20 protein-coding genes are annotated in these 25,792 nt (G+C 63.5%); 10 read left to right on the top strand and 10 right to left on the bottom strand.

The features are described 5' to 3' along the window. Nucleotides 1–2 precede the first annotated feature (2 nt). The 5 genes from ACTORR_RS05870 to ACTORR_RS05850 form a co-directional block, all read right to left on the bottom strand. A complete protein-coding gene (locus ACTORR_RS05870) occupies nucleotides 3–962 on the bottom strand; it encodes an AAA family ATPase (protein ID WP_027919334.1) in 960 nt (319 codons plus the stop codon). 147 nt (nucleotides 963–1,109) lie between these two features. Beyond that, nucleotides 1,110–2,441, bottom strand: coding sequence for an MFS transporter (locus tag ACTORR_RS05865; RefSeq protein WP_054885780.1), 1,332 nt, complete (start codon nucleotides 2,439–2,441; stop codon nucleotides 1,110–1,112). Between the two features lie 43 nt (nucleotides 2,442–2,484). Then, the gene (gene lhgO, locus ACTORR_RS05860) at nucleotides 2,485–3,678 is read right to left on the bottom strand and encodes an L-2-hydroxyglutarate oxidase (RefSeq protein ID WP_099816046.1); all 1,194 of its coding nucleotides are present in this window, start codon (nucleotides 3,676–3,678) and stop codon (nucleotides 2,485–2,487) included. 104 nt (nucleotides 3,679–3,782) lie between these two features. Further along, the gene (locus ACTORR_RS05855) at nucleotides 3,783–4,493 is read right to left on the bottom strand and encodes a FadR/GntR family transcriptional regulator (protein WP_313365509.1); all 711 of its coding nucleotides are present in this window, start codon (nucleotides 4,491–4,493) and stop codon (nucleotides 3,783–3,785) included. A gap of 199 nt (nucleotides 4,494–4,692) precedes the next feature. Continuing rightward, complete coding sequence (locus ACTORR_RS05850) at nucleotides 4,693–5,046, bottom strand: hypothetical protein (protein WP_054885783.1); 354 nt, start codon at nucleotides 5,044–5,046, stop codon at nucleotides 4,693–4,695. A gap of 276 nt (nucleotides 5,047–5,322) precedes the next feature. Here ACTORR_RS05850 and ACTORR_RS05845 point away from each other — a divergent pair, with 276 nt between their 5' ends. Continuing rightward, the gene (locus ACTORR_RS05845; protein WP_054885784.1) at nucleotides 5,323–10,188 is read left to right on the top strand and encodes an NAD-glutamate dehydrogenase; all 4,866 of its coding nucleotides are present in this window, start codon (nucleotides 5,323–5,325) and stop codon (nucleotides 10,186–10,188) included. A 168-nt stretch (nucleotides 10,189–10,356) separates the two neighbouring features. On the opposite strand, the gene ppsR is transcribed toward ACTORR_RS05845, so the two are convergent. Beyond that, a complete protein-coding gene (gene ppsR / locus ACTORR_RS05840) occupies nucleotides 10,357–11,175 on the bottom strand; it encodes a posphoenolpyruvate synthetase regulatory kinase/phosphorylase PpsR (protein ID WP_054885785.1) in 819 nt (272 codons plus the stop codon). A gap of 191 nt (nucleotides 11,176–11,366) precedes the next feature. On the opposite strand from ppsR, the gene ppsA reads away from it, so the two are divergent. The 8 genes from ppsA to ACTORR_RS05800 all read left to right on the top strand — a co-directional run bounded on the left by ppsA (nucleotide 11,367) and on the right by ACTORR_RS05800 (nucleotide 19,553). Then, a complete protein-coding gene (gene ppsA / locus ACTORR_RS05835; protein WP_099815559.1) occupies nucleotides 11,367–13,742 on the top strand; it encodes a phosphoenolpyruvate synthase in 2,376 nt (791 codons plus the stop codon). A gap of 102 nt (nucleotides 13,743–13,844) precedes the next feature. Further along, nucleotides 13,845–14,834: an alpha/beta fold hydrolase gene (locus ACTORR_RS05830; protein WP_313365226.1), complete on the top strand. Its 990-nt coding sequence runs from the start codon at nucleotides 13,845–13,847 to the stop codon at nucleotides 14,832–14,834. Between the two features lie 193 nt (nucleotides 14,835–15,027). Next, nucleotides 15,028–15,519: a ribonuclease E activity regulator RraA gene (gene rraA, locus ACTORR_RS05825; protein WP_054883439.1), complete on the top strand. Its 492-nt coding sequence runs from the start codon at nucleotides 15,028–15,030 to the stop codon at nucleotides 15,517–15,519. 27 nt (nucleotides 15,520–15,546) lie between these two features. Beyond that, nucleotides 15,547–16,542, top strand: coding sequence for a zinc transporter ZntB (locus ACTORR_RS05820; protein WP_099815561.1), 996 nt, complete (start codon nucleotides 15,547–15,549; stop codon nucleotides 16,540–16,542). 93 nt (nucleotides 16,543–16,635) lie between these two features. Beyond that, nucleotides 16,636–16,899, top strand: a complete 264-nt coding sequence (locus tag ACTORR_RS05815; RefSeq protein ID WP_054883441.1) for a hypothetical protein — start codon at nucleotides 16,636–16,638, stop codon at nucleotides 16,897–16,899. A 2-nt stretch (nucleotides 16,900–16,901) separates the two neighbouring features. Beyond that, nucleotides 16,902–17,726: a mechanosensitive ion channel family protein gene (locus tag ACTORR_RS05810; RefSeq protein ID WP_054883442.1), complete on the top strand. Its 825-nt coding sequence runs from the start codon at nucleotides 16,902–16,904 to the stop codon at nucleotides 17,724–17,726. A 112-nt stretch (nucleotides 17,727–17,838) separates the two neighbouring features. After that, nucleotides 17,839–18,405 carry an RNA polymerase sigma factor SigX gene (gene sigX / locus ACTORR_RS05805; RefSeq protein ID WP_033696348.1) on the top strand — a complete coding sequence of 189 codons (567 nt, stop codon included), beginning with the start codon at nucleotides 17,839–17,841 and terminating at the stop codon, nucleotides 18,403–18,405. Between the two features lie 110 nt (nucleotides 18,406–18,515). Further along, the gene (locus tag ACTORR_RS05800) at nucleotides 18,516–19,553 is read left to right on the top strand and encodes an OmpA family protein (RefSeq protein ID WP_054883443.1); all 1,038 of its coding nucleotides are present in this window, start codon (nucleotides 18,516–18,518) and stop codon (nucleotides 19,551–19,553) included. 91 nt (nucleotides 19,554–19,644) lie between these two features. Here ACTORR_RS05800 and ACTORR_RS05795 read toward each other — a convergent pair whose 3' ends face one another. The 4 genes from ACTORR_RS05795 to ACTORR_RS05780 all read right to left on the bottom strand — a co-directional run bounded on the left by ACTORR_RS05795 (nucleotide 19,645) and on the right by ACTORR_RS05780 (nucleotide 24,507). Beyond that, complete coding sequence (locus ACTORR_RS05795; protein WP_313365225.1) at nucleotides 19,645–21,312, bottom strand: bifunctional protein-serine/threonine kinase/phosphatase; 1,668 nt, start codon at nucleotides 21,310–21,312, stop codon at nucleotides 19,645–19,647. A gap of 8 nt (nucleotides 21,313–21,320) precedes the next feature. After that, the gene (locus ACTORR_RS05790; protein WP_313365224.1) at nucleotides 21,321–22,532 is read right to left on the bottom strand and encodes a nitrate/nitrite transporter; all 1,212 of its coding nucleotides are present in this window, start codon (nucleotides 22,530–22,532) and stop codon (nucleotides 21,321–21,323) included. Between the two features lie 185 nt (nucleotides 22,533–22,717). Then, nucleotides 22,718–23,293, bottom strand: coding sequence for an ANTAR domain-containing response regulator (locus ACTORR_RS05785; protein ID WP_054883656.1), 576 nt, complete (start codon nucleotides 23,291–23,293; stop codon nucleotides 22,718–22,720). Between the two features lie 11 nt (nucleotides 23,294–23,304). Further along, on the bottom strand, nucleotides 23,305–24,507 hold the full coding sequence (locus tag ACTORR_RS05780) for a CmpA/NrtA family ABC transporter substrate-binding protein (RefSeq protein WP_054883446.1): 1,203 nt from the start codon (nucleotides 24,505–24,507) through the stop codon (nucleotides 23,305–23,307). 127 nt (nucleotides 24,508–24,634) lie between these two features. On the opposite strand from ACTORR_RS05780, the gene ACTORR_RS05775 reads away from it, so the two are divergent. Further along, nucleotides 24,635–25,657 carry a quinone-dependent dihydroorotate dehydrogenase gene (locus tag ACTORR_RS05775; RefSeq protein WP_054883447.1) on the top strand — a complete coding sequence of 341 codons (1,023 nt, stop codon included), beginning with the start codon at nucleotides 24,635–24,637 and terminating at the stop codon, nucleotides 25,655–25,657. Nucleotides 25,658–25,792 lie beyond the last annotated feature (135 nt).

Below are 25,792 nucleotides of genomic sequence, written 5' to 3'. Positions count from 1 at the left end.
GGTCAGGCGACGGCCACGACGTCGAGGATGCGCTGGACCACGCGGTCCTGATCGATCCCTGCGGCTTCGGCTTCGAACGACAGGATGATGCGGTGGCGCAGCACATCGAACAGCACCGCCTGGATGTCCTCGGGGCTGACGAAGTCGCGCCCGGCCAGCCAGGCATGGGCACGGGCGCAGCGGTCAAGCGCGATCGAGCCGCGCGGGCTGGCACCGTAGGCGATCCAGTCGGCCAACTCGGCATCGAACTTGGCCGGGGTGCGGGTAGCCATCACCAGTTGCACCAGGTATTCCTCCACGGCGTCGGCCATGTACAGGCCGAGGATTTCCTTGCGTGCGGCAAAGATTGCCTGCTGGCTGACCCGACGCTCGGGCTTCACTTCGCCGCCCAGCGCTTCGCCACGGGCCTGGGCGAGGATACGGCGCTCTACGGCGGCATCGGGGAAGCCGATCTTCACGTGCATCAGGAAGCGGTCGAGCTGGGCTTCGGGCAGCGGGTAGGTGCCTTCCTGCTCAATCGGGTTCTGTGTGGCCATCACCAGGAACAGCGGCGACAGGTCGTAGGTGCTGCGGCCCACGCTGACCTGGCGTTCGGCCATGGCTTCGAGCAGCGCCGACTGCACCTTGGCCGGGGCACGGTTGATTTCATCGGCCAGCACCAGGTTATGGAAGATCGGCCCCTGCTGGAACACGAAGCTGCCGGTTTCCGGGCGATAGATCTCGGTGCCGGTGATGTCGGCGGGGAGCAGGTCGGGGGTGAACTGGATGCGATGGAACTGCGCCTCGATGCCTTCGGCCAGCTCTTTGATGGCCTTGGTCTTGGCCAGACCCGGGGCCCCTTCGACCAGCATGTGGCCGTCGGCCAACAGCACGATCAACAGCCGCTCGACCAGCTTCTCCTGGCCTAGGATCTGGGAGGAAAGAAAGGTGCGTAGCGCGATCAGCGCTTCACGGTGTTCCATCGGTGGCGGTTCCTGGGTTTGCGCCAGGTCGCGGACGACCTGGCAGGGGCTGATACTTTAATCTATCCAGGGGGGCGCCGACCAATGAAGGGCGGGATTTTTATCGCTGCCACAGTCGCTGCAGGGCGCGCCCGCACGCTTATCGGCTCAGTTCTTCGAGGCAGAGTGCTTGCGCCCCTGGTCGCACAGGGCGAACACCACGACCAGCACCCCGGCGATTGCCAGGATCAGCGCTACACCATCGGTGGAATGGGTCGCCGAGCCGGCCACCAGGGCCAGGCCGCCCAGCGGTGCCAGGCCACCGGCCACCGCCGTGCCGATCTCACGGCCTGTACCGAAGCCCGAGGCGCGCGTTTGGGTCGGGAACTGGCGGCTGAGGAACGAACCTTGCGGGGCAAACATCATCGGCGCGAGGATGCCGGTGCCGATCGCGATGGCGATGTAGATCTGGGTGGGCTCACCAGTGCCCAGCAGTTGCAGGAACGGGTAGGCGAACACTGCCGACAGCACCCCGCCTAGCATCAGCACGGTCTTGCTGCTCCAGCGGTCGCACAGCCAGCCGAAGAACGGCACGGCGAATATCGCCACGAGGCTGGCGATGGTCACCGACAGCGAGGTGACATGCGCCTCCACGCCCTTGAACTGGGTCAGGTAGGCCAGCGAGAAGGTCTTGAAGATGTAGCTCAGGGCGTTGTAGCCGATGGCCACGAAGAACACCACGGCCAGGCCCTTGAGGTCGTTCCTGAACAGCAGTTTCAATGGCGACACCTGTGGCTTGCTGCTGTCGGCCTTGTCCAGCTCCTTGAAGTCCGGTGTCTCCGGGATGCTCTTGCGCACCCACAGGCCGATCGCCACCAGGGCGATGCTGGCGATGAACGGGATGCGCCAGCCACCGGCCAGGAGGAATTCGTTACCGTTCATGGTCAGCAGGTACACCGTCAGCGACGACAGCAGCAGCCCCAGGTTCAGCCCCAGCGCCGGCCAGGCGCCCTGGCTGCCGCGCTTGCCTTCGCTGGCATGTTCATAGGAGGTCACCGCCGCGCCGGACAGCTCGGCACCCGCGCCCAGGCCCTGGATGATGCGGATCACCACCAGCAGGATCGGTGCCCAGATGCCGATGCTGGCGTAGCTTGGGATCAGCCCGATCAGCGCCGTGCACACGCCCATCATGCAAAAGGTGATCACCAGCACATGCTTGCGCCCGAAACGGTCGCCCAGGTAGCCGAACAGAATGCCGCCGAAGGGGCGGGCAATGAAGCCGATGGCGAAGGTGGAGAAGGCCAGCAGCGAGGCCACCGCCGGGTTGCTGGCATCAAAGAAGATCTTCGAAAACACGATCGCGGCCATCGTCGCGTAAAGGTAGAAGTCGTACCACTCCAGCATCGAGCCGAAGATGGTCGCCGCCGCCACCTTGCGCAGGCGCTTGCGTTGCTGTTGCGGGGTCTCGTGCGCGGCCGGGGCCGCCTCATGTACCGACATGGGGGGTTCCTTATTGTCTTTGTAGTTGTGGGTGAAGCAGATTTCAGCGGGCCTTGAGGATCTTCGCGGCGATCATCTGGCCGATCGGAATGGCCGAGGTGGCAGCCGGCGACGGGGCATTGCAGACATGCACCATGCGCGGGGTCTCGGCGAACAGGAAGTCATGCACCAAGGTGCCGTCGCGCATCACCGCCTGGGCGCGAATACCCGCCTCGTAGGGCAGCAGGTCTTCTACTTGCAGCGACGGGCAGTACTTGCGGCACTGTTCCAGGTAGCCGCGCTTGAACAGCGAGTTCTTCATCTCGGTGGTGCCGGAGCCGAGGTTGTTCCAGAGGGTTTTCCAGAAGCCTGGGAAGCTGGCGTACTCGGCGACGTCGCGCCAGTTGAGCGAAAACTTGCGGTAGTTCTCGCGACCGAAGCCGAGCACGGCGTTCGGGCCGACGGTGACGCTGCCGTCGATCATGCGCGTCAGGTGCACGCCGAGGAATGGCAGCTCCGGGTCGGGGATCGGGTAGATCAGGTGGTTGACGATCTGGTTCTTGCTGGCCGGCAGGCGGTAGTACTCACCGCGGAAGGGGATGATCTGGTGGTCGATCTTCACCCCGGCCAGGCGCGCCAGGCGGTCGGACTGCAGGCCGGCGCAGGCCACCAGCTGGCGGGCGCGCCAGGTGTGGCTGTCGGTGCCCACGGCGACATGGTCGGCGTGCTCCTGGATGGCACGCACGCGAGTAGACAGGTGTACTTCGCCGCCAGCCTGGCGGATCACCTTGGCCATGGCGTTGCACACCTGGGTGTAGTCGACGATGCCGGTGGCATCGAGGAACAGCGCGCCCTTGCCGACGATGTTCGGCTCACGTTCGGCCAGTGCGGCCGCACCCAGGCGCTCGACGTTCAGGCCGTTCAATTGCGAGCGCTCGTACAGCGCCTGCATGCGTTGCACTTCCAGGTCATTGGAGGCCACCAGCAGCTTGCCGCAGACTTCGAAGGCAATGCCGTGCTCGGTGCAGAAGTCCTTCGTCGCCTGGGCGCCGCGCTTGCACAGTTCGGCCTTCAGGCTGCCAGGCGCATAGTAGATGCCCGCATGGATCACCCCGCTGTTGTGGCCGGTCTGGTGGCGGCCGAGGCTGGCTTCCTTCTCCAGGATCAGCAGGGATGCGCCCGGGCGTTGTTCGAGCAGGGCCATCGCGGTGGCAAGGCCGACGATGCCGCCGCCGATGATGCAGTAGTCATAAGTCATGCAGGGGTACCTTGGTGTTCTTGTCGGTGGATCTGCTTATCAGGTTGTCAGACTAAGTAATGCGTAAAAAAGGCCCGCGTCAGGCCACGTCGGTTTCTCCGGGGTCAGTCGAGGGCGGGGAGGTCGATCTTCAGGCGCTTGGCCGAGGCACGCAGGTGCGCTTCGGCGCAGGCCGCGGCCGCCTGGCGGTCGCCATCGGCTATGGCCTGGTACAGCGCCTGGTGTTCACGATTGGCATCGGCCGAACCACCCACCGAGTGGGCTGCGGAGTTTTCCCAGGCGGTGCGCCGGGCACTGGCCAGCTGGCCACCGAGGAAGTCGTGGAAGGCCACGAAGTAATCGTTCTTGCTGGCTTCGGCAATCGCTCGGTGGAAGGCCACGTCGGCGGCCGAGGCGGTGGCGAAGTCACTGCGCTTGTCGAGCATTACCTGCAGGGCCTTGGCCATGTGGGCCAGGTCCTGCTCATCGCGGCGGCGGGCGGCGATGGCGGCGGCCTGGGTTTCGATCCACAGGCGCATTTCGAACATCTGCACCAGGTCCGGCTTGCGGCCATTGCTGCCGGGGAAGCGGAACACGGTACCGGCGGGTGTTTGCGAGATGTAGGAGCCGAGCCCGCGCCGGGCGATCAGCACGCCGTCGGCCTTGAGCTGCGCCACCGCCTCGCGTACCACCGAGCGGCTGACATTCAGCTGTTCGGCCAGTTGCTGTTCGGTGGGCAGGCGCGATTCGGCGGCCAGGCGGCCGGAGTCGATCTCGGCGCGGATGGCGCTGACGACCCGGTCTACCAGGGTGTCGGGGCGCTGGAGCTCTAGCATGGAAACGGTTGCCTAGTTATCAGGTTGTCAGACAATGCCTGTGATGGGGCAGGGCTGTCAATGCTTCCTGGGAGGAAGCGGTAAGCAGATCCGGTCCTTTCGCGGGCACGTCCGCTCCCACAGGTACGGCGCAGGTTTCAGAATTTGCACAATCCCTGTGGGAGCGGGCGTGCCCGCGAAGAGGCCGGAACAGGAATACTCAGAGCTCGCTGACGAAGGTACCGGTGCCATCCAGGATGTTTTTCAGGGTCAGCGCCACTTCCTCAAGGTCGGTCCCCGCCGAAGTCAGCACGATCTCCAGCGCCTCATCCCCTTTCAGCGCATCACGATCCCCGGCCGCCACTTCGATCAGCAGGCGTTGTGCACTCAAGGTCACTTTCAGCCCATCCAGTGTCGACGGCTCGTCATCCAGGGTCAGGTCGACGGTGTCTTCGTCCGGGTAACGGGTCAGCAGAAACATCTGCCCCTTGTCGCTGTGGCAGCACAGGGTCGCCATGTTGTCTTCCTCGTCATCGCAAGGGGTGGCGAACAGCACGGAGGTTTGAATTTGCATGACGGCGACTCGGGTCAAGGGAATTGAACGGGAATTCTGACAGCCTTGCACACATCCATAAACGTAAAGTTGCCAGCCCTTGACCGAAATTGTCGCAGCCTCGCAAGCGGCAATGACCGCTCAGTCGTTAAGCTTCGGCGAGCCCTGGACGTGCCTGCCACGTTCAACGTCTGGTTTTTACCGTCCGGCTTGCCATGGGTTGGCTATCGTTGATCCGTAACATGGCGGACGTGCGCGACGCTTCAACCATTACAAAGCCCAAGCGGAGTACCACAGATGGCGTTCTTCACCGCAGCCAGCAAAGCCGACTTCCAGCATCAACTGCAAGCGGCCCTGGCGCAGCACATCAGCGAACAGTCCCTGCCACAAGTGGCGCTGTTCGCCGAGCAGTTCTTCGGCATCATCTCTCTGGACGAACTCACCCAGCGCCGGCTTTCGGACCTGGCCGGCTGTACCCTGTCGGCGTGGCGCATCATCGAGCGCTTCGACCCCGAATACCCGCAAGTGCGGGTGTACAACCCCGATTACGAGCGTAATGGCTGGCAGTCGACCCACACCGTGGTAGAAGTGCTGCATCACGACTTGCCGTTCCTGGTCGACTCGGTGCGCACCGAGCTCAACCGCCGCGGCTACAGCATCCACACCCTGCAGACCACGGTGCTGAGCGTGCGCCGGGGCGCCAAGGGCGAACTGCTTGAACTGCTGCCCAAGGGCACCCAGGGCGAGGGCGTGCGCCACGAGTCGCTGATGTACCTGGAGATCGACCGCTGCGCCAATGCCGCCGAGCTGACGGTGCTGGCCCGCGAGATCGAGCAGGTGCTGGCCGAAGTGCGTGTGGCGGTGGCTGATTTCGAACCGATGAAAGCCAAGCTGCGTGAAGTCGTCGCCGAAGTGGAGAACACCGCCTATGGCCCGGCCCAGCACGAAAAGGGCGAGGTCAAGGCCTTCCTCGAATGGCTGCTGGATAACCACTTCACCTTCCTCGGCTACGAAGAATTCACCGTCCAGGCCGACATCAACGGTGGCCAGATGGACTACGACGAACAGTCGTTCCTCGGCCTGCCGCGCCGCCTGCGGGTGGGCCTGACGGCGGAAGAACTGCGCATCGAAGACTACGCCGTGGCCTACCTCAACGAGCCGCTGCTGCTGTCGTTCGCCAAGGCCGCGCTGCCCAGCCGCGTGCATCGCCCAGCCTACCCGGACTACGTGTCGATCCGCCAGCTCGATGCCGACGGCAAGGTCATCAAGGAGCACCGCTTCATGGGCCTGTACACGTCGTCGGTGTACGGCGAGAGCGTGCATGCCATCCCTTACATTCGCGTGAAGGTCGCCGAAGTCGAACGCCGTTCCGGCTTCGACCCGAAAGCGCACCTGGGCAAGGAACTGGCCCAGGTGCTCGAAGTGCTGCCACGCGACGACCTGTTCCAGACCCCGATCGACGAGTTGTTCAACACCGTCATGTCGATCGTGCAGATCCAGGAACGCAACAAGATCCGTGTGTTCCTGCGCAAGGACCCCTACGGGCGCTTCTGCTATTGCCTGGCCTACGTGCCGCGCGAGATCTACTCCACCGAAGTGCGGCAGAAGATCCAGCAGGTGTTGATGGAGCGCCTGAAGGCCAGCGATTGCGAGTTCTGGACCTTCTTCTCCGAATCGGTGTTGGCGCGCGTGCAGCTTATTCTGCGGGTCGACCCGAAGAACCGCATCGACATCGACCCGCAGCAACTGGAAAACGAAGTGATCCAGGCCTGCCGCTCGTGGCATGACGACTACTCGGCGCTGGTCATCGAGAACTTCGGCGAAGCCCAGGGCACCAACATCCTGGCTGACTTCCCCAAAGGCTTCCCGGCTGGCTACCGCGAGCGTTTCCCGGCGCATTCGGCGGTGGTCGACCTGCAGCACGTGGTGGCGCTGTCCGAGCACAAGCCGCTGGCGATGAGTTTTTACCAGCCGCTGACCCGCCTGGGCGACCGCCTGCTGCATTGCAAGCTGTACCATGCCGATACCCCGCTGGCGCTGTCGGACGTGCTGCCGATCCTGGAAAACCTTGGCCTGCGCGTACTCGGCGAGTTCCCATACCGCCTGCGCCACACCAGCGGGCGCGAGTTCTGGATCCACGACTTCGCCTTCACCTATAGCGAAGGCCTGGACCTGGACATCCAGCAGCTCAACGACATCCTGCAGGATGCCTTCATCCACATCGTCAAGGGCGACGCCGAGAACGATGCCTTCAACCGTCTGGTGCTCACCGCCGGCCTGCCATGGCGTGACGTGGCGTTGCTGCGTGCCTATGCCCGTTACCTGAAGCAGATCCGCCTGGGCTTCGACCTTGGCTACATCGCCAGCACCCTGAACAACCACACCGAGATCGCCCGCGAGCTGACCCGGTTGTTCAAGACTCGCTTCTACCTGGCGCGCAAGCTCACCAGCGAAGACCTGGACGACAAGCAGCAACGCCTGGAGCAGGCGATCCTCACCGCCCTGGACGATGTCCAGGTGCTCAACGAGGACCGCATCCTGCGCCGGTACCTGGACCTGATCAAGGCCACCCTGCGCACCAACTTCTATCAGCCGGATGGCAACGGCCAGAACAAGTCGTACTTCAGCTTCAAGTTCAACCCCAAGCTGATTCCCGAGCTGCCCAAGCCTGTGCCGAAGTTCGAGATCTTCGTCTATTCGCCACGGGTCGAGGGCGTACACCTGCGCTTTGGCAATGTCGCCCGCGGCGGTCTGCGCTGGTCGGACCGCGAGGAAGACTTCCGCACCGAAGTGCTGGGCCTGGTCAAAGCCCAGCAGGTGAAGAACTCGGTGATCGTGCCGGTCGGCGCCAAGGGTGGCTTCCTGCCGCGCCGGCTGCCGCTGGGCGGTAGCCGTGACGAAATCGCCGCCGAGGGCGTGGCGTGCTATCGCATCTTCATCTGCGGCCTGCTCGACATCACCGACAACCTCAAGGACGGTGGCGTGGTGCCGCCGGCCAACGTGGTGCGTCACGACGACGACGACCCGTACCTGGTGGTGGCAGCCGACAAGGGCACCGCGACCTTCTCCGACATCGCCAACGGCATCGCCATCGATTACGGCTTCTGGCTCGGCGACGCGTTCGCCTCGGGTGGCTCGGCCGGTTATGACCACAAGAAGATGGGTATCACCGCCCGTGGCGCCTGGGTCGGTGTGCAGCGCCACTTCCGCGAGCGCGGCATCAATGTGCAGCAGGACCCGATCACCGTGATCGGCATCGGCGACATGGCCGGCGACGTGTTCGGCAACGGCCTGCTGATGTCCGACAAGTTGCAACTGGTGGCGGCGTTCAACCACCTGCACATCTTCATCGACCCGAACCCGGACCCGGCCACCAGCTTCGTCGAGCGCAAGCGCCTGTTCGACCTGCCGCGCTCAGCCTGGAGCGACTACGACACCAGTATCATGTCCGAAGGCGGCGGGATCTTCCCACGCAGCGCCAAAAGCATCGCCATCAGCCCGCAGATGAAGGAACGCTTTGCCATCGAAGCCGACCGCCTGACCCCGACAGAACTGCTGCACGCGCTGCTCAAGGCACCGGTCGACCTGCTGTGGAACGGCGGTATCGGTACTTACGTCAAGGCCAGCACTGAAAGCCACGCCGATGTCGGCGACAAGGCCAACGATGCCCTGCGGGTCAACGGCAACGAACTGCGCTGCAAGGTGGTAGGCGAGGGCGGCAACCTCGGCATGACCCAGCTCGGTCGTGTCGAATTTGGCCTGCATGGCGGCGCCACCAACACCGATTTCATTGACAACGCCGGTGGCGTGGACTGCTCCGACCACGAGGTCAATATCAAGATCCTGCTCAATGAAGTGGTGCAGGGTGGCGATATGACCGAGAAGCAGCGCAACCAGTTGCTCGGCAGCATGACCGACGAAGTGGCTGGCCTGGTGCTGGGCAACAACTACAAGCAGACCCAGGCCCTGTCGCTGGCAGCCCGCCGCGCCCGCGAGCGGATCGCCGAATACAAGCGCCTGATGGCCGACCTCGAAAGCCGTGGCAAGCTGGACCGAGCGATCGAGTTCCTGCCGTCCGAGGAACAGCTGGCCGAGCGCCTGGCGGCTGGCCAGGGCCTGACCCGCGCCGAGCTGTCGGTGCTGATCTCGTACAGCAAGATCGACCTCAAGGAGCAGCTGCTCAAGTCGCAGGTGCCGGACGATGACTACCTGACCCGCGACATGGAAACCGCCTTCCCGCCGTCGCTGGTCAGCAAGTTCGCCGACGCCATGCGCCGTCACCGCCTGAAGCGCGAAATCGTCAGCACCCAGATCGCCAACGACCTGGTCAACAACATGGGTATCACTTTCGTACAGCGCCTGAAGGAGTCGACCGGCATGAGCCCGGCCAACGTCGCCGGGGCCTATGTGATCGTGCGTGACATCTTCCACCTGCCGCACTGGTTCCGCCAGATCGAGGCGCTGGACTATCAGGTGCCGGCGGAGATCCAGCTGACCTTGATGGACGAGCTGATGCGCCTGGGCCGCCGCGCCACCCGCTGGTTCCTGCGCAGCCGCCGCAATGAGCAGGATGCCGGGCGTGACAGCGCGCACTTCGGGCCGAAGATCGCCCAGTTGGGGCTCAAGCTCGACGAGCTGCTGGAAGGCCCGACCCGCGAGCGCTGGATGGTGCGTTACCAGAGCTTCGTCGACGCCGGCGTGCCAGAATTGCTGGCGCGCATGGTTGCCGGCACCACCCACCTGTACACCCTGCTGCCGATCATCGAGGCCTCGGACGTAACGGGCCATGACCCGGCGCAGGTAGCCAAGGCGTTCTTCGCCGTGGGCAGCGCGCTGGACCTGACCTGGTACTTGCAGGAAATCAGCAACCTGCCGGTGGAGAACAATTGGCAGGCCCTGGCCCGCGAGGCGTTCCGTGACGACATCGACCTGCAGCAGCGGGCGATCACCATCTCGGTCTTGCAGATGGCCGATGCGCCGCAAGACATGGACGCCCGGGTGGCGCTGTGGGCCGAGCAGCACCGGGTGATGGTCGAGCGTTGGCGCGCCATGCTCGACGACCTGCGCAACGCCACCGGCACCGACTATGCGATGTACGCGGTGGCTAACCGCGAGCTGGTCGACCTGGCGCTGAGCGGGCAGGCGGCGGTGGTGCCGTCCTGAGTCAGGTAGTGAGGTAAAAAGAAAGCCCCGGCAGCGATGCCGGGGCTTTTTTGTATTCCTGTGCCGGCCCTTTCGCGGGTAAACCCGCTCCCACAGGCACTGCCCAAGTCTCAGGATTGGTGCGTTTCCTGTGGGAGCGGGTTTACCCGCGAAGAGGCCAGTGCAGGCTTACTTGAACCTGCGCTCCACGCCTTTCTCCACCAGGATCTTCGCCGAAATCTCTTCCACCGAAAAATGCGTCGAATTAATGTTGGGAATGTTCTCCCGGCGGAACAGGTTCTCCACCTCGCGCACCTCGAATTCGCACTGGGCAAAGCTGGAATAGCGGCTGTTTGGCTTGCGCTCGTGGCGGATGGCGGTCAGACGGTCGGGGTCGATGGTCAGGCCGAACAGCTTGCTGTGGTGCTTCTTCAGCACCGCCGGCAATTGCAGGCGCTCCATGTCGTCCTCGGTCAGCGGGTAGTTGGCGGCGCGAATACCGAACTGCATGGCCATGTACAGGCAGGTGGGCGTCTTGCCGCAGCGCGATACGCCGACCAGGATCAGGTCGGCCTTGTCGTAGTAGTGGGTGCGCGCGCCGTCGTCGTTGTCCAGGGCGAAATTCACCGCCTCGATGCGTTCCATGTAGTTGGAGTTGCCACCAATCGAGTGCGATTTGCCGACGGAATACGACGAATGGGCAGTCAGTTCCTGCTCGAGCGGGGATAAAAACGAAGAAAAGATGTCGATCATGAAGCCGTTCGACGTCGCCAGGATCTCGCGGATGTCCTGATTGACGATGGTGTCGAAGATGATCGGCCGCATGCCATCGCGCTCTGCGGCGGCATTGATCTGCTGCACCATGGTCCGTGCTTTTTCCGGGCTATCGATGTATGGACGAGTGAATTTATTGAACGGAATGCTTTCGAATTGAGCGAGCAGGCTCTGGCCCAGGGTTTCGGCGGTGATGCCGGTGCCATCGGAGATGAAGAACGCGGTTCGTTTCATTTGCGATCTGGGCCTTAAGCTGATGACGTTTCTTGGATATGATAAGTTCGGTTTGCCGAATGCGGCTGTCAGCAATTCTGCCATATTTTGCGAACCTATATTCCAGGTACAGGCCACAAGCGTCCGGCCCAGTCAACGAAGGCAGGCGGGCGCCCTTGAGCTTTTCCAATACAGTTAGTGGAGAGATCACCTTGGTAGAGTACGTAGTTTCCCTCGATAAGCTCGGCGTCCACGATGTGGAGCATGTGGGGGGCAAGAACGCATCCCTGGGCGAGATGATCAGTAACCTCGCTGGTGCCGGTGTGTCGGTGCCGGGCGGCTTTGCCACTACGGCTCAGGCGTACCGTGACTTTCTCGAGCAGAGTGGCCTGAACAACAAGATCCATGCGGCACTCGATGCGCTCGACGTGGATGACGTCAATGCCCTGGCCAAGACCGGCGCGCAGATCCGCCAGTGGGTGATGGAGGCCGATTTCCCGGCCCGCCTGGATGCGGAAATCCGCACCGCCTTCGCCGAAATGTCCCAGGGCAACGACAACATGGCCGTGGCCGTGCGTTCCTCGGCCACCGCCGAAGACCTGCCGGACGCCTCGTTCGCCGGCCAGCAGGAAACCTTCCTCAACATCCGTGGCGTCGACAACGTGATCCGCGCGGCCAAGGAAGTGTTTGCCTCGCTGTTCAACGACCGCGCCATCGCCTACCGCGTGCACCAGGGCTTCGACCACAAGCTGGTAGCCCTGTCCGCCGGCGTGCAGCGCATGGTCCGTTCAGAAACCGGCACCGCCGGCGTGATGTTCACCCTCGACACCGAGTCGGGCTTCCGTGACGTGGTGTTTATCACCGGTGCCTACGGCCTGGGTGAAACCGTGGTGCAGGGCGCGGTCAACCCTGACGAATTCTACGTGCACAAACAAACCCTGCAGGCTGGTCGCCCGGCCATCCTGCGCCGCAACCTGGGCAGCAAGGCGATCAAGATGGTCTATGGCGACGAAGCCAAGGCCGGCCGCTCGGTCAAGACCATCGAGGTCGACCGTGCCGATCGTGCCCGCTTCTGCCTGAGCGACGACGAAGTCAACGAACTGGCCAAGCAGGCGATGATCATCGAGCAGCACTACCAGCGCCCGATGGACATCGAGTGGGCCAAGGACGGTGACGACGGCAAGCTGTACATCGTTCAGGCCCGCCCTGAGACCGTGAAGAGCCGCGCCAGCGCCAATGTCATGGAGCGTTACCTGCTCAAAGAGAAGGGCACCGTGCTGGTCGAAGGCCGCGCCATCGGCCAGCGCATTGGCGCCGGCAAGGTCCGCGTGATCAACGACGTGTCCGAGATGGACAAGGTGCAGCCCGGCGACGTACTGGTCTCAGACATGACCGACCCGGACTGGGAACCGGTGATGAAGCGCGCCAGTGCCATCGTCACCAACCGTGGCGGGCGCACCTGCCACGCGGCGATCATCGCCCGTGAGCTGGGCATCCCGGCCGTGGTCGGTTGCGGCAATGCCACCCAGGTACTAAAAGACGGCCAGGGCGTGACCGTATCCTGCGCCGAAGGCGACACCGGCTTCATCTTCGAGGGTGAACTGGGCTTCGACGTCAAGCAGAACTCGGTGGACGCCATGCCGGAGCTGCCGTTCAAGATCATGATGAACGTCGGCAACCCGGACCGTGCCTTCGACTTCGCCCAGCTGCCCAACGCCGGTGTAGGCCTGGCACGCCTGGAATTCATCATCAACCGCATGATCGGCGTGCACCCCAAGGCGCTGCTGAACTACGCCGGTCTGCCAGCCGACCTGAAAGAAAGCGTCGACAAGCGCATCGCCGGCTACAACGACCCGGTCGGCTTCTATGTCGAGAAGCTGGTCGAGGGCATCAGCACCCTGGCGGCAGCCTTCTACCCGAAAAAGGTCATCGTGCGCCTGTCGGACTTCAAGTCCAACGAGTACGCCAACCTGATCGGCGGCAAGCTGTATGAGCCGGAAGAAGAAAACCCGATGCTGGGCTTCCGCGGCGCCTCGCGCTACATCAGCGAGTCGTTCCGCGACTGCTTCGAGCTCGAGTGCCGTGCGCTGAAGCGCGTGCGCAACGAAATGGGCCTGACCAACGTCGAGATCATGGTGCCGTTCGTGCGCACCCTGGGCGAAGCCAGCCAGGTCGTCGACCTGCTTGCCGAAAACGGCCTGGCCCGTGGCGACAACGGCCTGCGCGTGATCATGATGTGCGAGTTGCCGTCCAACGCCATCCTCGCCGAAGAGTTCCTCGAATACTTCGACGGCTTCTCCATCGGCTCCAACGACCTGACCCAGCTGACCCTGGGCCTGGACCGTGACTCGGGCATCATCGCCCACCTGTTCGACGAGCGAAATCCTGCGGTGAAGAAGCTGCTGGCCAACGCCATCCAGGCATGCAACAAGGCCGGCAAGTACATCGGCATCTGTGGCCAAGGCCCGTCGGACCACCCGGACCTGGCCAAGTGGCTGATGGAGCAGGGCATCGAAAGCGTGTCGCTGAACCCGGACTCGGTCCTGGAGACCTGGTTCTTCCTGGCCGAAGGCCAGGGCGCGGCCTGATGCGGTAAATTGCGGGGGCGCGTCTGGCGCGCTTCCGCCTGGTTTTTTCCAGGGCGAGCTCCAGTGATGGATCCCGCCCTTTTTTGTGCACCAAGCAACCTTATGCAAAGCAGCAGCAACCTTTTTCCCGTGGCCTTGCTCAGTGCCGAGCGCCGCGGCGACCTCAGCGAAGACGTGTACCGGATCAAGACCGGCAACGGCCCGGACCCCAGCGTCGAACTGGCCGTGACCCGCCTGGGGCTGGCCGATCAAGGCCGGCCCCAAGGTGTGCCGGTGATTCTGCTGCATGGCAGTTTCTCCAACCGGCGCTTCTGGTACTCGCCCAAGGGCATCGGCCTTGGGGCCTATCTGGCGCGGGCCGGGTTCGACGTATGGATCCCGGAAATGCGCGGCCACGGGCTGTCGCCGCGTAACCGCAACTGGAAGCACAACAGCGTGGCCGATTATGCCCGCGACGATCTGCCACTGATCGGTGCATTCGTGCGTGAGCAGTCTGGCCAGGCGCCGCACTGGGTCGGCCACTCCCTGGGTGGCACTACCTTGGTGGCAGCCTTGGGTGGCGGCTTCATAAAGGCTGAGCAGGTGGCCAGCGTGGCGCTTTTCGGAACCCAGGTCAGCCGGGTCTATTGGCCGCTCAAGGTGCCTCCGCTGACCTGGGGGGCAAAACTGCTGCTCAAGCGTTGGGGGCAGATTTCCGGGCCGCGCTTCAAGCGTGGGCCGGAGGACGAGCCGATCGGCCTGGCGCTGGAGAGCATGCGCTGGCATGGCCTGTTCGGGCGCTTTGGCGACAAGCAGAACGACTGGTGGGCGGGGCTGGCCGACGTGGATGTGCCGTTGCTGGCCGTGGCTGGTGCCGGGGACTTCCAGGACCCGGTATGGGCTTGCCGCAAGCTGTTCGATCAGCTGGGCGGGGAGCGCAAGCAGTTCCTGCGTCTGGGCCGTGAAGAGGGGTTCGAGGCCTTTGGTCATGTCGACATGCTGGTGAGCAAGGCGGCGCAGGTGCAGGTCTGGCCGTTGGTTGAACGCTGGTTGCGTGATCCGCTGTTGCCGGTGCATGAGTCGACAGTGGCTGAGTTGGTCAGTGCCGTGTAGGAGCGGCCTTGTGTCGCGAAAGGGCCGCAGGGCGGCCCCTGGATTTCAGCAGCGGTGCGTGAAATGCCGGGGCTGCTTTGCAGCCCTTTCGCGACACAAGGCCGCTCCTACACCGGTCCCGGGTGACTGCGACGGCTTCTACGGTGTAGCCTTGGCCGATACCCGCCTTCGTTGTGACTGACAGGAGCTTCCCATGCAGCATTACGTAACGCCCGACCTGTGTGACGCCTACCCGGACCTGGTTCAGGTGCTCGAACCCATGTTCAGCAACTTCGGTGGCCGCGACTCCTTCGGTGGCCAGATCGTTACCATCAAGTGCTTCGAAGACAACTCGCTGGTCAAGGAGCAGGTCGAGCTCGATGGCAAGGGCAAGGTCCTGGTGGTCGACGGGGGTGGCTCGCTGCGCCGTGCGCTGCTGGGTGACATGCTCGCCGAAAAGGCCGCCAAGAACGGCTGGGAAGGCCTGGTTATCTACGGTTGCGTGCGTGACGTCGATGTACTGATCCAGACCGACGTCGGTGTACAGGCGCTGGCCAGCCACCCGATGAAAACCGACAAACGCGGCATCGGCGACCTTAACGTGGCCGTGACCTTCGCCGGTGTCACCTTCCGCCCGGGCGAGTACCTGTATGCCGACAACAATGGCGTGATCATCTCGCCAAGCCCGCTGAAGATGCCGGAGTGACGCGCAGTACGCGCTGATGGAGCTTTGATGTTCGAGGAAGACAACGCGCAGTGGGGGTTGGTGCATGCCCTGGTGCTCGATGGTAAAGGTGGCGCGCGTTCGATTGCCCGGACCGAGCTGGACGGCCTGCAGCTGCAACCACAGCAAAGCCTGTGGTTGCATTGGGATCGCAGTCATCCGCAAACCCGCACCTGGTTGTTGCAGGACAGTGGCCTGAGCGAATTCGCCTGCGACCTGCTGCTGGAGGAAAACACCCGGCCACGGCTGTTGCCGCAGGCCGGTGAGCAGATGTTGCTGTTCCTGCGCGGGGTCAACCTCAACCCGGGTGCCGAGCCCGAGGACATGGTGTCGGTGCGCATTCATGCCCAGGCGCAGCGGGTCATTTCGCTGCGTTTGCGGCCATTGCGTGCCAGCGATGAAATCCTTCAGCAGCTTGAAGAGGGCAGGGGGCCGAAATCGGCGTCCGAGCTGTTGCTGTTGATGGGTGAGTTACTGACCGAGAAGGTACAGAGCCTGGTCAGCGACCTCTCGGAACTGGTCGATGTGGAGGAAGAGAAGGTTGAATCTGACGAACGGTATACACCGGAGCACGGCAGCCTGCAGCAGATTCGCCGCCGCGCGGCGGGCTTGCGTCGCTTTCTGGCACCTCAGCGTGAGATCTACGCCCAGCTGTCGCGCAGCAAATGGAGCTGGTTCTGCGATGCCGATGCCGATTACTGGAACGAGCTGAACAACAGCCTGATCCGCTACCTCGAAGAGCTGGAGCTGACCCGCGAGCGGGCAGCGCTGGTGCTGGAAAGCGAAGACCGCCGGCGCAGCGAGCGGATGAACCGGACCATGTACCGCTTCGGCATCATCACCTGCATCTTCCTGCCCATGAGCTTCGTCACCGGGTTGCTCGGCATCAATGTCGGCGGCATTCCGGGGGCGAGCAACCCTTATGGCTTCCTGCTGGCCTGCATCGTCGTGCTCGGCCTGGCAGTGGGGCAGTGGTGGTTGTTTCGGCGGTTGCGCTGGGTATGAACATGCCGAGTCGTCATGAAGCATTCGTTCCACTGCGATGTGTGACCCATCGCCCGGCCACCTCGTCTCTGAGTGACACTGCGCGAGGTGCCCATGCACGATCCGTTTGAAGAATCACTGCGTGACCTGCTCAAGGCGTCGCCCTCCGGTGAGGAGCGAGACGATGCCGCGTGCCTGGGTCGCGTGCTGAAAACCGCCAACCGCCAGGTCGGTGCCGGTGATCTGTTCAGCCTGCTTGGCCGCTGGAGCCAGGCGCTGCTGATCGCCGTGAACAATGGCTCGGCGCACGTTGCGCCGGTGCGTCGACACTCTACCCGCAACGCTGCCGGTGGCAGCAAAGCAGATAAGGCCGATTGAATATGGAACTCGATCTCTGGACCCAGAGCCTGGTCACTGCCATGACCGCCCTATGGACCAAGGTAGCGAACTTCATCCCCAACCTGTTCGGCGCGCTGGTCGTGGTGCTGCTCGGTTTCGTGGTGGCCAAGCTGCTCGACACACTGCTTTCCAAGCTCCTGGCCAAGTTCGGCCTGGACCGTCTCATGGCCGGTACCGGGCTGACCAAGATGCTTGGCCGGGTTGGCATCCAGGTGCCGATCTCGACGTTGATCGGCAAGATCGTCTACTGGTTCGTGTTGCTCATCTTCCTCGTCTCGGCCGCTGAGTCGTTGGGCCTGGAGCGGGTTTCGGCGACCCTGGACATGCTCGCCCTTTACCTGCCCAAGGTGTTCGGCGCAGCCCTGGTGCTGCTGGCCGGCGTGCTGCTGGCGCAGGTGGCCAACGGCCTGGTGCGTGGTGCGGCCGAAGGTATCGGCCTGGAATATTCCGCCGGCCTTGGGCGCATCACCCAGGGCCTGGTGATCATCATCAGCATCTCGGTGGCCATCAGCCAGCTGGAGGTCAAGACCGACCTGCTCAACCACGTGATCGTCATCGGGCTGATTACCGTTGGTCTGGCCGTTGCGCTTGCCATGGGCCTTGGCAGCCGCGAAATCGCCGGGCAGATCCTGGCCGGCATTTATGTTCGCGAACTGTACCAGGTCGGCCAGCAGGTGCGGATTGGAGAGGTTGAAGGAATGATCGAAGAGATCGGCACAGTCAAGACGACGCTGTTGACCGATGAGGGCGAGCTGGTGTCGCTGTCCAATCGCGAGCTCCTCGAGCAGCGAGTCAATAGCCGCTAACCGTACAAAAGCTGTTAATGTATGCCGCCGCGAAATCAGCCCCAGGGGTTGAGCGGCGACATTGACCTGACTGTCGGCCAGATCCGTTTTGAATAAAGTTCATTCGCCGCCCATGCGTTACGACCCCCGCGAACTCACCGACGAGGAGTTGGTGGCGCGTTCGCATGAAGAGCTGTATCACGTAACCCGCGCGTATGAGGAGCTCATGCGGCGCTACCAGCGGACCCTGTTCAACGTCTGTGCGCGTTATCTGGGGAACGACCGCGATGCTGATGATGTCTGTCAGGAAGTGATGCTGAAGGTGCTCTACGGTCTGAAGAACTTCGAGGGCAAGTCCAAGTTCAAGACCTGGCTCTACAGCATTACCTACAACGAATGCATTACCCAGTACCGCAAGGAGCGTCGTAAACGCCGGTTGATGGATGCCTTGAGCCTGGACCCTGTTGAAGAGGCGTCCGAAGAGAAGGCTCCGAAACCGGAAGAAAAAGGCGGTCTGGACAAGTGGCTGGTGCATGTGAACCCGATTGATCGGGAAATTCTGGTGCTGCGTTTTGTCGCGGAGCTGGAATTTCAGGAAATCGCCGATATCATGCACATGGGCCTGAGCGCAACGAAAATGCGCTACAAGCGCGCGCTAGACAAGCTTCGTGAGAAATTTGCAGGGCTTGATGAAACTTAGCCCTCTGCAAATATCTCTAACGGATCGGCGAGTTCTGCTAGACTTGCCGTCGAGTTGTCCCCCGGATGTTGGTGGGACTGCTTAACTATCACCAGATGGGGATTTAACGGATGAAATTGAAAAACACCTTGGGCTTGGCCATTGGCTCGCTCGTCGCAGCTACTTCGTTCGGCGTTCTGGCTCAAGGCCAAGGCGCGGTCGAAGTCGAAGGCAACGTGACCAAGCAGTACTACGACAGCGAGCGTAACTTCAAGAACGACGGCACCAACCCTGGTGTTCGTCTGGGTTACTTCCTGACTGACGACGTATCCCTGGACCTGGGCTACAACGAGACTCACAACGCTCGTGGCGAAGTCTTCAACAAAGACATCAAAGGTTCCAAGGCCAAGCTGGACGCTACCTACCACTTCGGTACCGTTGGCGATGCTCTGCGTCCGTACGTTTCCGCCGGTTTCGCTCACGAGAGCCTGGGCCAGGCCACTCGTAGCGGCCGCGACCACTCCACCTTCGCCAACGTTGGCGCTGGCGCCAAGTGGTACATCACCGACATGTTCTTCGCCCGTGCTGGCGTTGAAGCCATGTACAACATCGACGACGGCAACACCGAGTGGGGCCCAACCGTTGGTGTTGGTCTGAACTTCGGTGGTAGCGGTGGTAAAGTGGCTGCTGCTCCGGCTCCAGTTGCTGAAGTCTGCTCCGACTCCGACAACGATGGCGTTTGCGACAACGTCGACAAGTGCCCAGACACCCCAGCCAACGTTACCGTTGACGCTGATGGCTGCCCGGCTGTTGCCGAAGTCGTTCGCGTTGAGCTGGATGTCAAGTTCGACTTCGACAAGTCGGTCGTCAAGCCAAACAGCTACGGCGACATCAAGAACCTGGCTGACTTCATGAAGCAGTACCCACAGACCACCACCGTGGTTGAAGGTCACACTGACTCCGTCGGCCCAGACGCCTACAACCAGAAGCTGTCCGAGCGTCGTGCCAATGCTGTCAAGCAGGTTCTGACCCAGCAGTACGGTGTTGAATCCAGCCGCGTTCAGTCGGTTGGCTACGGCGAAACCCGTCCGGTTGCTGACAACGCCACCGAAGAAGGCCGCGCTATCAACCGTCGCGTTGAAGCTCAGGTAGAAGCCCAGGCCAAGTAATTGGTTTGAAGCTTCAATGAAAAACCCGGCCTCGGCCGGGTTTTTCTTTGTCTGTCATTTATGCAACCACCGTATCCCCGGCAAGGCACGTTCAACCCTTTAGCAGGGCGAACAGCAGCACCACATTCAACAACAGGGACAGCAGGGCCAAGGTGCGCCATACCTTCAACGGCTCACGCTCCAGCAGCGGGCGAGGGCGGCTGGGCAGTTCCTGGCGGTCGCCGCGTTCGAGCAACAGTAACCATTGCTCGGCGGTCTCGAAGCGATGCGCCGGGTCCGCCGCCACGGCCTGCAGCAAATTGTGCTGCAACCATTCGGGCAGGTCGGGGCGATAACGGGAGGGATTTACGGCCTGAGCAAAGCGTGGGCGCTGGAAGGCCTCGATCTCCCCATAAGGATAATGCCCGGTCAGCAAGCGATAGAGCGTGACGCCGGCGGCGTACAGGTCCTGGCGCGGGCTCGGGGGCTGGCCTTGGTAGGCTTCCGGGGCGATATACGACGGTGTGCCGGCCAATTCGTGCAACGGTTCCTGGGACAACCCCGGGCAATACGCCAGGCCGAAGTCCAGCAAGCGTACCTGGCCGTCATCGCCCAGGTGCAGGTTTTGCGGTTTGATGTCGCGATGCAGCAGGTTTCGTCGGTGCAGCACGCCGATGGCCTGGAGCAGCTGACGGGCGATTTCCAGCCATTGTGCGAGCGCTAACGGGCCATGTGCTTCGAGGTGCGTGGCGAGCGTCTTGCCGCTGTGTTCGCGCATCACGTAATACAAGTGCTGGCGCCGGCCGGCGGCATGCAGTTCGGGGAAATGGCGGCCGGCGACCCGCCGCAGGAACCATTCTTCCAGTAGCAGGCCCTGGGCGGCGCCGGGTTCCTGTTCGCGCTCGCCGGGCAGTGTTTTCAGCAGCCAGGGTTGACCCTCGGTATCACGTACCCGGTAAAGCAGCGACTGGCGACTGTGCGCCAGGCACGTTTCGACCTGCCAGCCATCGAGCGCCTGGCCCTCGCGCAGTGGGCCAGGCAATGGCCATTGCTGCAGTTGCACCAGGGTGTCGCCGAGATTGGCCGTGCCCAGTTGCTCGACCCGCACCAGCAAGGCGCTGGCGTTGTCCTGGCTGCCGTTGTGATGGGCGCTGGCAACCAGGGTGTCGGCGGCCGATTGCAGGTCGGGTTGCTCGCGCAGGATGGCCTTAATGTGCTGGTCGCCAAGGCTGGCCCAGACGCCGTCGCTGAGCAGCAGGTAGCACTCGCCAGCTTGCAGTTCGCCCTCCAGATAGTCGACAAGCAGGTGCTGGTCCAGGCCTAGTGCACGCTTGAGCACATGCTGCATGCCGGGCTGGTCCCAGACGTGGTCTTCACTCAGGCATTGCAGGCGCCCGGCGTGCCAGCGATAGGCCCGGCAATCGCCCACGTGGGCCAGGGTGAAACGGCGCCCGCGCAGCACCAGGGCGCTCAGTGTGGTCAGCAGTGGCTGGCTGCCTTGGGCACGCAACCAGCGATTTTGTGCCAACAGCAGGCGGTCGAGGGCCTGGGCCACGCCCCAGGTAGCGGGCGTCGCGTAGTAATCCATGGCCAGCGCCTGCAGGCTGGCGCGAGCGGCGAGGCCACCGTCGGCGCATTGACTGACGCCATCGGCAAGGGCGAACAGATAGCCCTTGCTGGCGGCCAGCTCCGCCGCCGGCGTGGCCAGGCGCAGGGCATCCTGGTTCTCCATGCGTGGCCCGGTGGCGCTGGCCTGGGCGAAGCTGAGCTGCAGGCTCATGGTCTTCCTCAGACCCGCGCAGCGGTAACCGCTGCCGAGCCCCAGGTGGTACGCCAGCGTTGCTTGACCCCGTACAGGCCGAACCAGGCGAGCACGCCGAGGCTGGCGAACATCCACAGGCCCAGCTGATAGTCGCCGCTGTGCTGCTTGATGGCGCCGAGCCCTGCTGCCAGCAGGAAGCCGCCGATGCCACCGGCCATGCCGATCAGCCCGGTCATCACGCCGATCTCCTGGCGGAAGCGTTGCGGTACCAGCTGGAACACCGCGCCATTGCCAGCGCCGAGGCCGAGCATGGCGCTGACGAACAGCGCCAGGGCGGCTGCGGCACTGGGAAGGTTGAAGCCAACTGCCGCGATGCAGATGGCAGCCACGCTGTACATGCCGAGCAGGGTGCGGATGCCGCCGAAGCGGTCGGCCAGGGCGCCACCCAGCGGGCGCATCAGGCTGCCGGCGAACACGCAGGCGGCGGTGTAGTAGCCGGCGGTGACCGGGCTCAGGGCGTACTGGTCGCTGAAGTAGCCGGGCAGGGCGCTGGCCAGGCCGATAAAGCCGCCGAAGGTGACGCTGTAGAAGAACATGAACCACCAGCTGTCACGGTCGCCCAGGGCACTGAGGTAATCGGCTGCTGCCTTTGGCTTGGGCCGCTGCGGGGCATTGCGCGCCAGCAGGGCGAACAGTGCCAAGGTCAGCAACAGCGGGAGCACGGCAAAGCCGAACACGTTGTTCCAGCCAAACCCGGCAGCCAGCACCGGGGCCAGCAGGGCGGCGAACACCGTACCGGAGTTGCCTGCGCCAGCGATGCCCATGGCCTTGCCCTGGTGCTGTGGCGGGTACCACTGCGAGGCGAGCGGCAGCGACACGGCGAACGAGGCGCCGGCTACACCGAGGAACACACCCAGCAGCAGGGCTTGCTCATAGGTGTGCACGCCCAGGTACCAGGCTCCGGTCAGGGCGACGATGACAATCGTCTGGCCGATCAGGCCAGCGGTCTTTGGCGACAGGCGATCGACCAGCACGCCCATGACGAAGCGCAGCACTGCACCGGCAAGGATCGGCGTAGCCACCATCAGGCCGCGCTGCTGGGCGCTCAGTTGCAGGTCGGCAGCAATCTGCACCGCCAGCGGGCCAAGCAGGTACCAGACCATGAAGCTCAAGTCGAAATACAGGAACGCGGCGAACAGCGTGGGCACATGCCCGGATTTCCAGAAGCTGGTACTCATCGAACACCTCACTCGGCAATGCAGCGGAAACGAAAAAGACGCCGCTGCCCGGTCCACTGGCGTGGAGCGAAGAGCGACGTCTTTGTCGGGGGGGTATGAGGCAACCGCCGTTGGCTACCGGTGAACTAGGTTCAGCAAAAGCTGGGCCAACTTTTTGATCTGGCAGCCCTGGCGATGCTGCCGGGCTAGCCGAGCATCTCATGCATGGCGATGATCTGCTCGGCCACCTGGATGAGCTTCTGCTGCCGGCTCATGGCCTGCCGGCGCATCAAGGTGTAGGCCTGTTCTTCGTTGCAGTCCTTCATCTTCATCAGCAGCCCCTTGGCCTGCTCGATGCGCTTGCGCTCTGCCAGTTGCTGGTCGCGGGCCAGCAACTGAGCCTTGAGTGCCTGGTCGCTCTCGAAGCGCGCCATGGCGACGTCGAGAATGGGCTGCAGCCGCGCCGCCTGGATGCCTTCGACGATATAGGCGCTGACCCCGGCCTGGATCGCCTGGCGCATTACCGTCGGGTCGTGCTCGTCGGTGAACAGCACGATGGGCCGTGGCTGGTCGCGGCTGACCAGCACCACCTGCTCCATCACGTCACGGTCAGGTGAGTCGGTATCGATCAGTATGACGTCCGGGCGCACCGTTTCGACGCAGGCGGGCAGGTCGATGGTCAGGTCTGGCGCTTCGATCACCTCGAATCCGGCTTCGCGCAGTGCGGCCTTGAGGCGGCCAAGCTGCTTCTGGGTGTCGTCGATCAGCAAGATGCGCAGCATGGTCATGGCCCTCACAGACCGACTCGGGCATCGGGCGCCTGGCCCAGTGCGTGCAGGCGGAAGCTGCGGGCGTAGGCATAGGGGTCGGTACCATCCCAGCGCGTGCCGTCGATGAGCAGGCTGCTGCGCATGGCTGAGTCGGGGCTGCTCACGCCGAGTGCGTCAGCGGCTTCGCGGTACAGCTGCAATTGCTGCACCTGGCGAGCCACGCCGAGATAGTCGGGGTCATCGCGCAACAGGCCCCAGCGGCGGAACTGGGTCATGAACCACATGCCATCGGACAGGTAAGGCAGGTTGGCGCGGCCTTGATCGAACAGGCGCAGGGCGTGCCGGTCGTGCCAGGTGTTGCCCAGGCCGTCCTGATAGTTGCCCAGCAGGCGCGGCTCGATGTTTTCGAGCGGTGTGTCGAGGTAGGCGCTGCCGCTGAGCAGTTGCGCGGTGCTGCGCACGTTCTCCGGGCTCTGTTCGATGAACCGGCTGGCAGCGAGTACCGCCTTGACCAGTGCGCGGGCGCTGTTGGGGCAGTGCTCGACGAAAGCGCGGGTGCAGGCCAGTACCTTCTCCGGGTGGTCGGGCCAGATCGACTGGCTGGTGGCCAGGGTGAAGCCCTGGCCCTGGCTGACGGCGGCAGCAGCCCAGGGCTCGCCGACGCAAAAGCCGTCGATGCGCCCGGCCTGGATGTGCGCCGTCATCTGGGCCGGTGGCACCACCACGCTGGTGACGTCGTGCAGCGGGTGGATGCCCTGGCTGGCCAGCCAGTAATACAGCCACATGGCGTGGGTGCCGGTGGGGAAGGTCTGGGCGAAGGTCAGCCGTGCGCGCTGCTGGTGCACCCGCTGCGCCAGTGCCTCAGGGCTGGTCACGCCCTGCTGCTGCAAGGCGGGTGACAGGTTGATGGCCTGGGCGTTCTGGTTCAGCCCCATGAGCACCGCCATGTTGCTGGCCGGTACACCGCCGATCCCCAGGTGCACGGCATAGACCAGGCCGTACAGGCAATGGGCGGCATCCAGCTCGCCATTGGCCAGCTTGTCGCGCAGGCCGGCCCAGGACCCCTGACGTACCAGGTTGAGGGTCAGGCCGTGTTGCTGGGCAAAGCCCTGGGTGGCGGCGACCACCACCGAGGCGCAATCGGTCAGGGCCATGTAGCCGATGTTGAGGCTGGTTTTTTCCGGCGCGTCGCTGCCGTTTACCCAGGCTAGAGGTGCGGTATTCACAAAGGTCCTCGCCTGTACTGAATAGACTGTAGGCAAACGAAGAAGCAACCCATGTGCCAAGCCCCTGTCATGCCGGGCGCGCGCTGGCTATAATCGCTGCCTCACTTACCCCGAGCCTTGCCCGCCCATGTATACCCTGGCCCGCCAGCTGCTGTTCAAGCTTTCCCCGGAAACCTCCCATGACCTCTCCCTGGACCTGATCGGCGCCGGTGGCCGGCTTGGGCTCAATGGTGTGCTGTGCAAGCAGCCGGCGGCCCTGCCGGTGACCGTGATGGGCTTGAACTTCGCCAACCCGGTGGGGCTGGCGGCGGGCCTGGACAAGAACGGCGCGGCCATCGACGGCTTTGCCCAGCTGGGCTTCGGCTTCGTCGAGATCGGCACCGTGACCCCGCGTCCGCAGCCGGGCAACCCCAAACCGCGGTTGTTCCGCCTGCCGCAGGCAACGGCGATCATCAATCGCATGGGTTTCAACAACCTGGGCGTCGATCACCTGCTCGAGCGCGTGCGGGCTTCGCGTTACGACGGCGTGTTGGGCATCAATATCGGCAAGAACTTCGATACCCCGGTCGAGCGTGCGGTCGACGATTACCTGATCTGCCTGAATAAGGTCTATACCGAAGCCAGCTACATCACCGTCAACGTCAGCTCGCCGAATACTCCCGGCCTGCGCAGCCTGCAGTTCGGCGACTCGCTCAAGCAACTGCTCGATGCCCTGGCCGAGCGCCGTGAGCAGCTGGCCGCCGAGCACGGCAAGCGCGTGCCGTTGGCGATCAAGATCGCCCCGGACATGAGCGACGAGGAAACCGCGCTGGTCGCCAGCGCGCTGATGGAATCGGGCATGGATGCGGTAATTGCCACCAATACCACCCTGGGGCGCGAAGGGGTCGAGGGGCTGGAGCATGGTGGCGAGGCCGGCGGGTTGTCGGGTGCGCCAGTGCTGGAGAAGAGCACGCACATCGTCAAGGTACTGGCGGGCGAGTTGGGCGGCAAACTGCCGATCATCGCCGCCGGAGGCATCACCGAAGGCCGTCATGCGGCCGAGAAGATCGCTGCAGGGGCGAGCCTGGTGCAGATCTACTCGGGCTTCATCTATAAAGGGCCAGCGCTGATTCGTGAAGCGGTAGATGCCATTGCTGCAATGCCACGTTGACCTGACCGGGCCTCTTCGCGGTTGATCCCGCGAAGAATGCAGCGCTGATGTAAGATCGAGCCTGATAAAAAAGGGCCCCTTAAAGGGGCCCCTGGGCCGAAGCCCGCCGCCCGGATAGGGCGCGCATGGGTAACT

It is taken from the genome of Pseudomonas sp. SAR267 (assembly GCF_052077595.1).
GTDB classification, from domain to species: Bacteria; Pseudomonadota; Gammaproteobacteria; order Pseudomonadales; family Pseudomonadaceae; genus Aquipseudomonas; species Aquipseudomonas vlassakiae.
The sequence above is the reverse complement of the archived record's forward strand: the minus strand, read 5'-3'. Positions and strand labels throughout refer to the sequence as shown.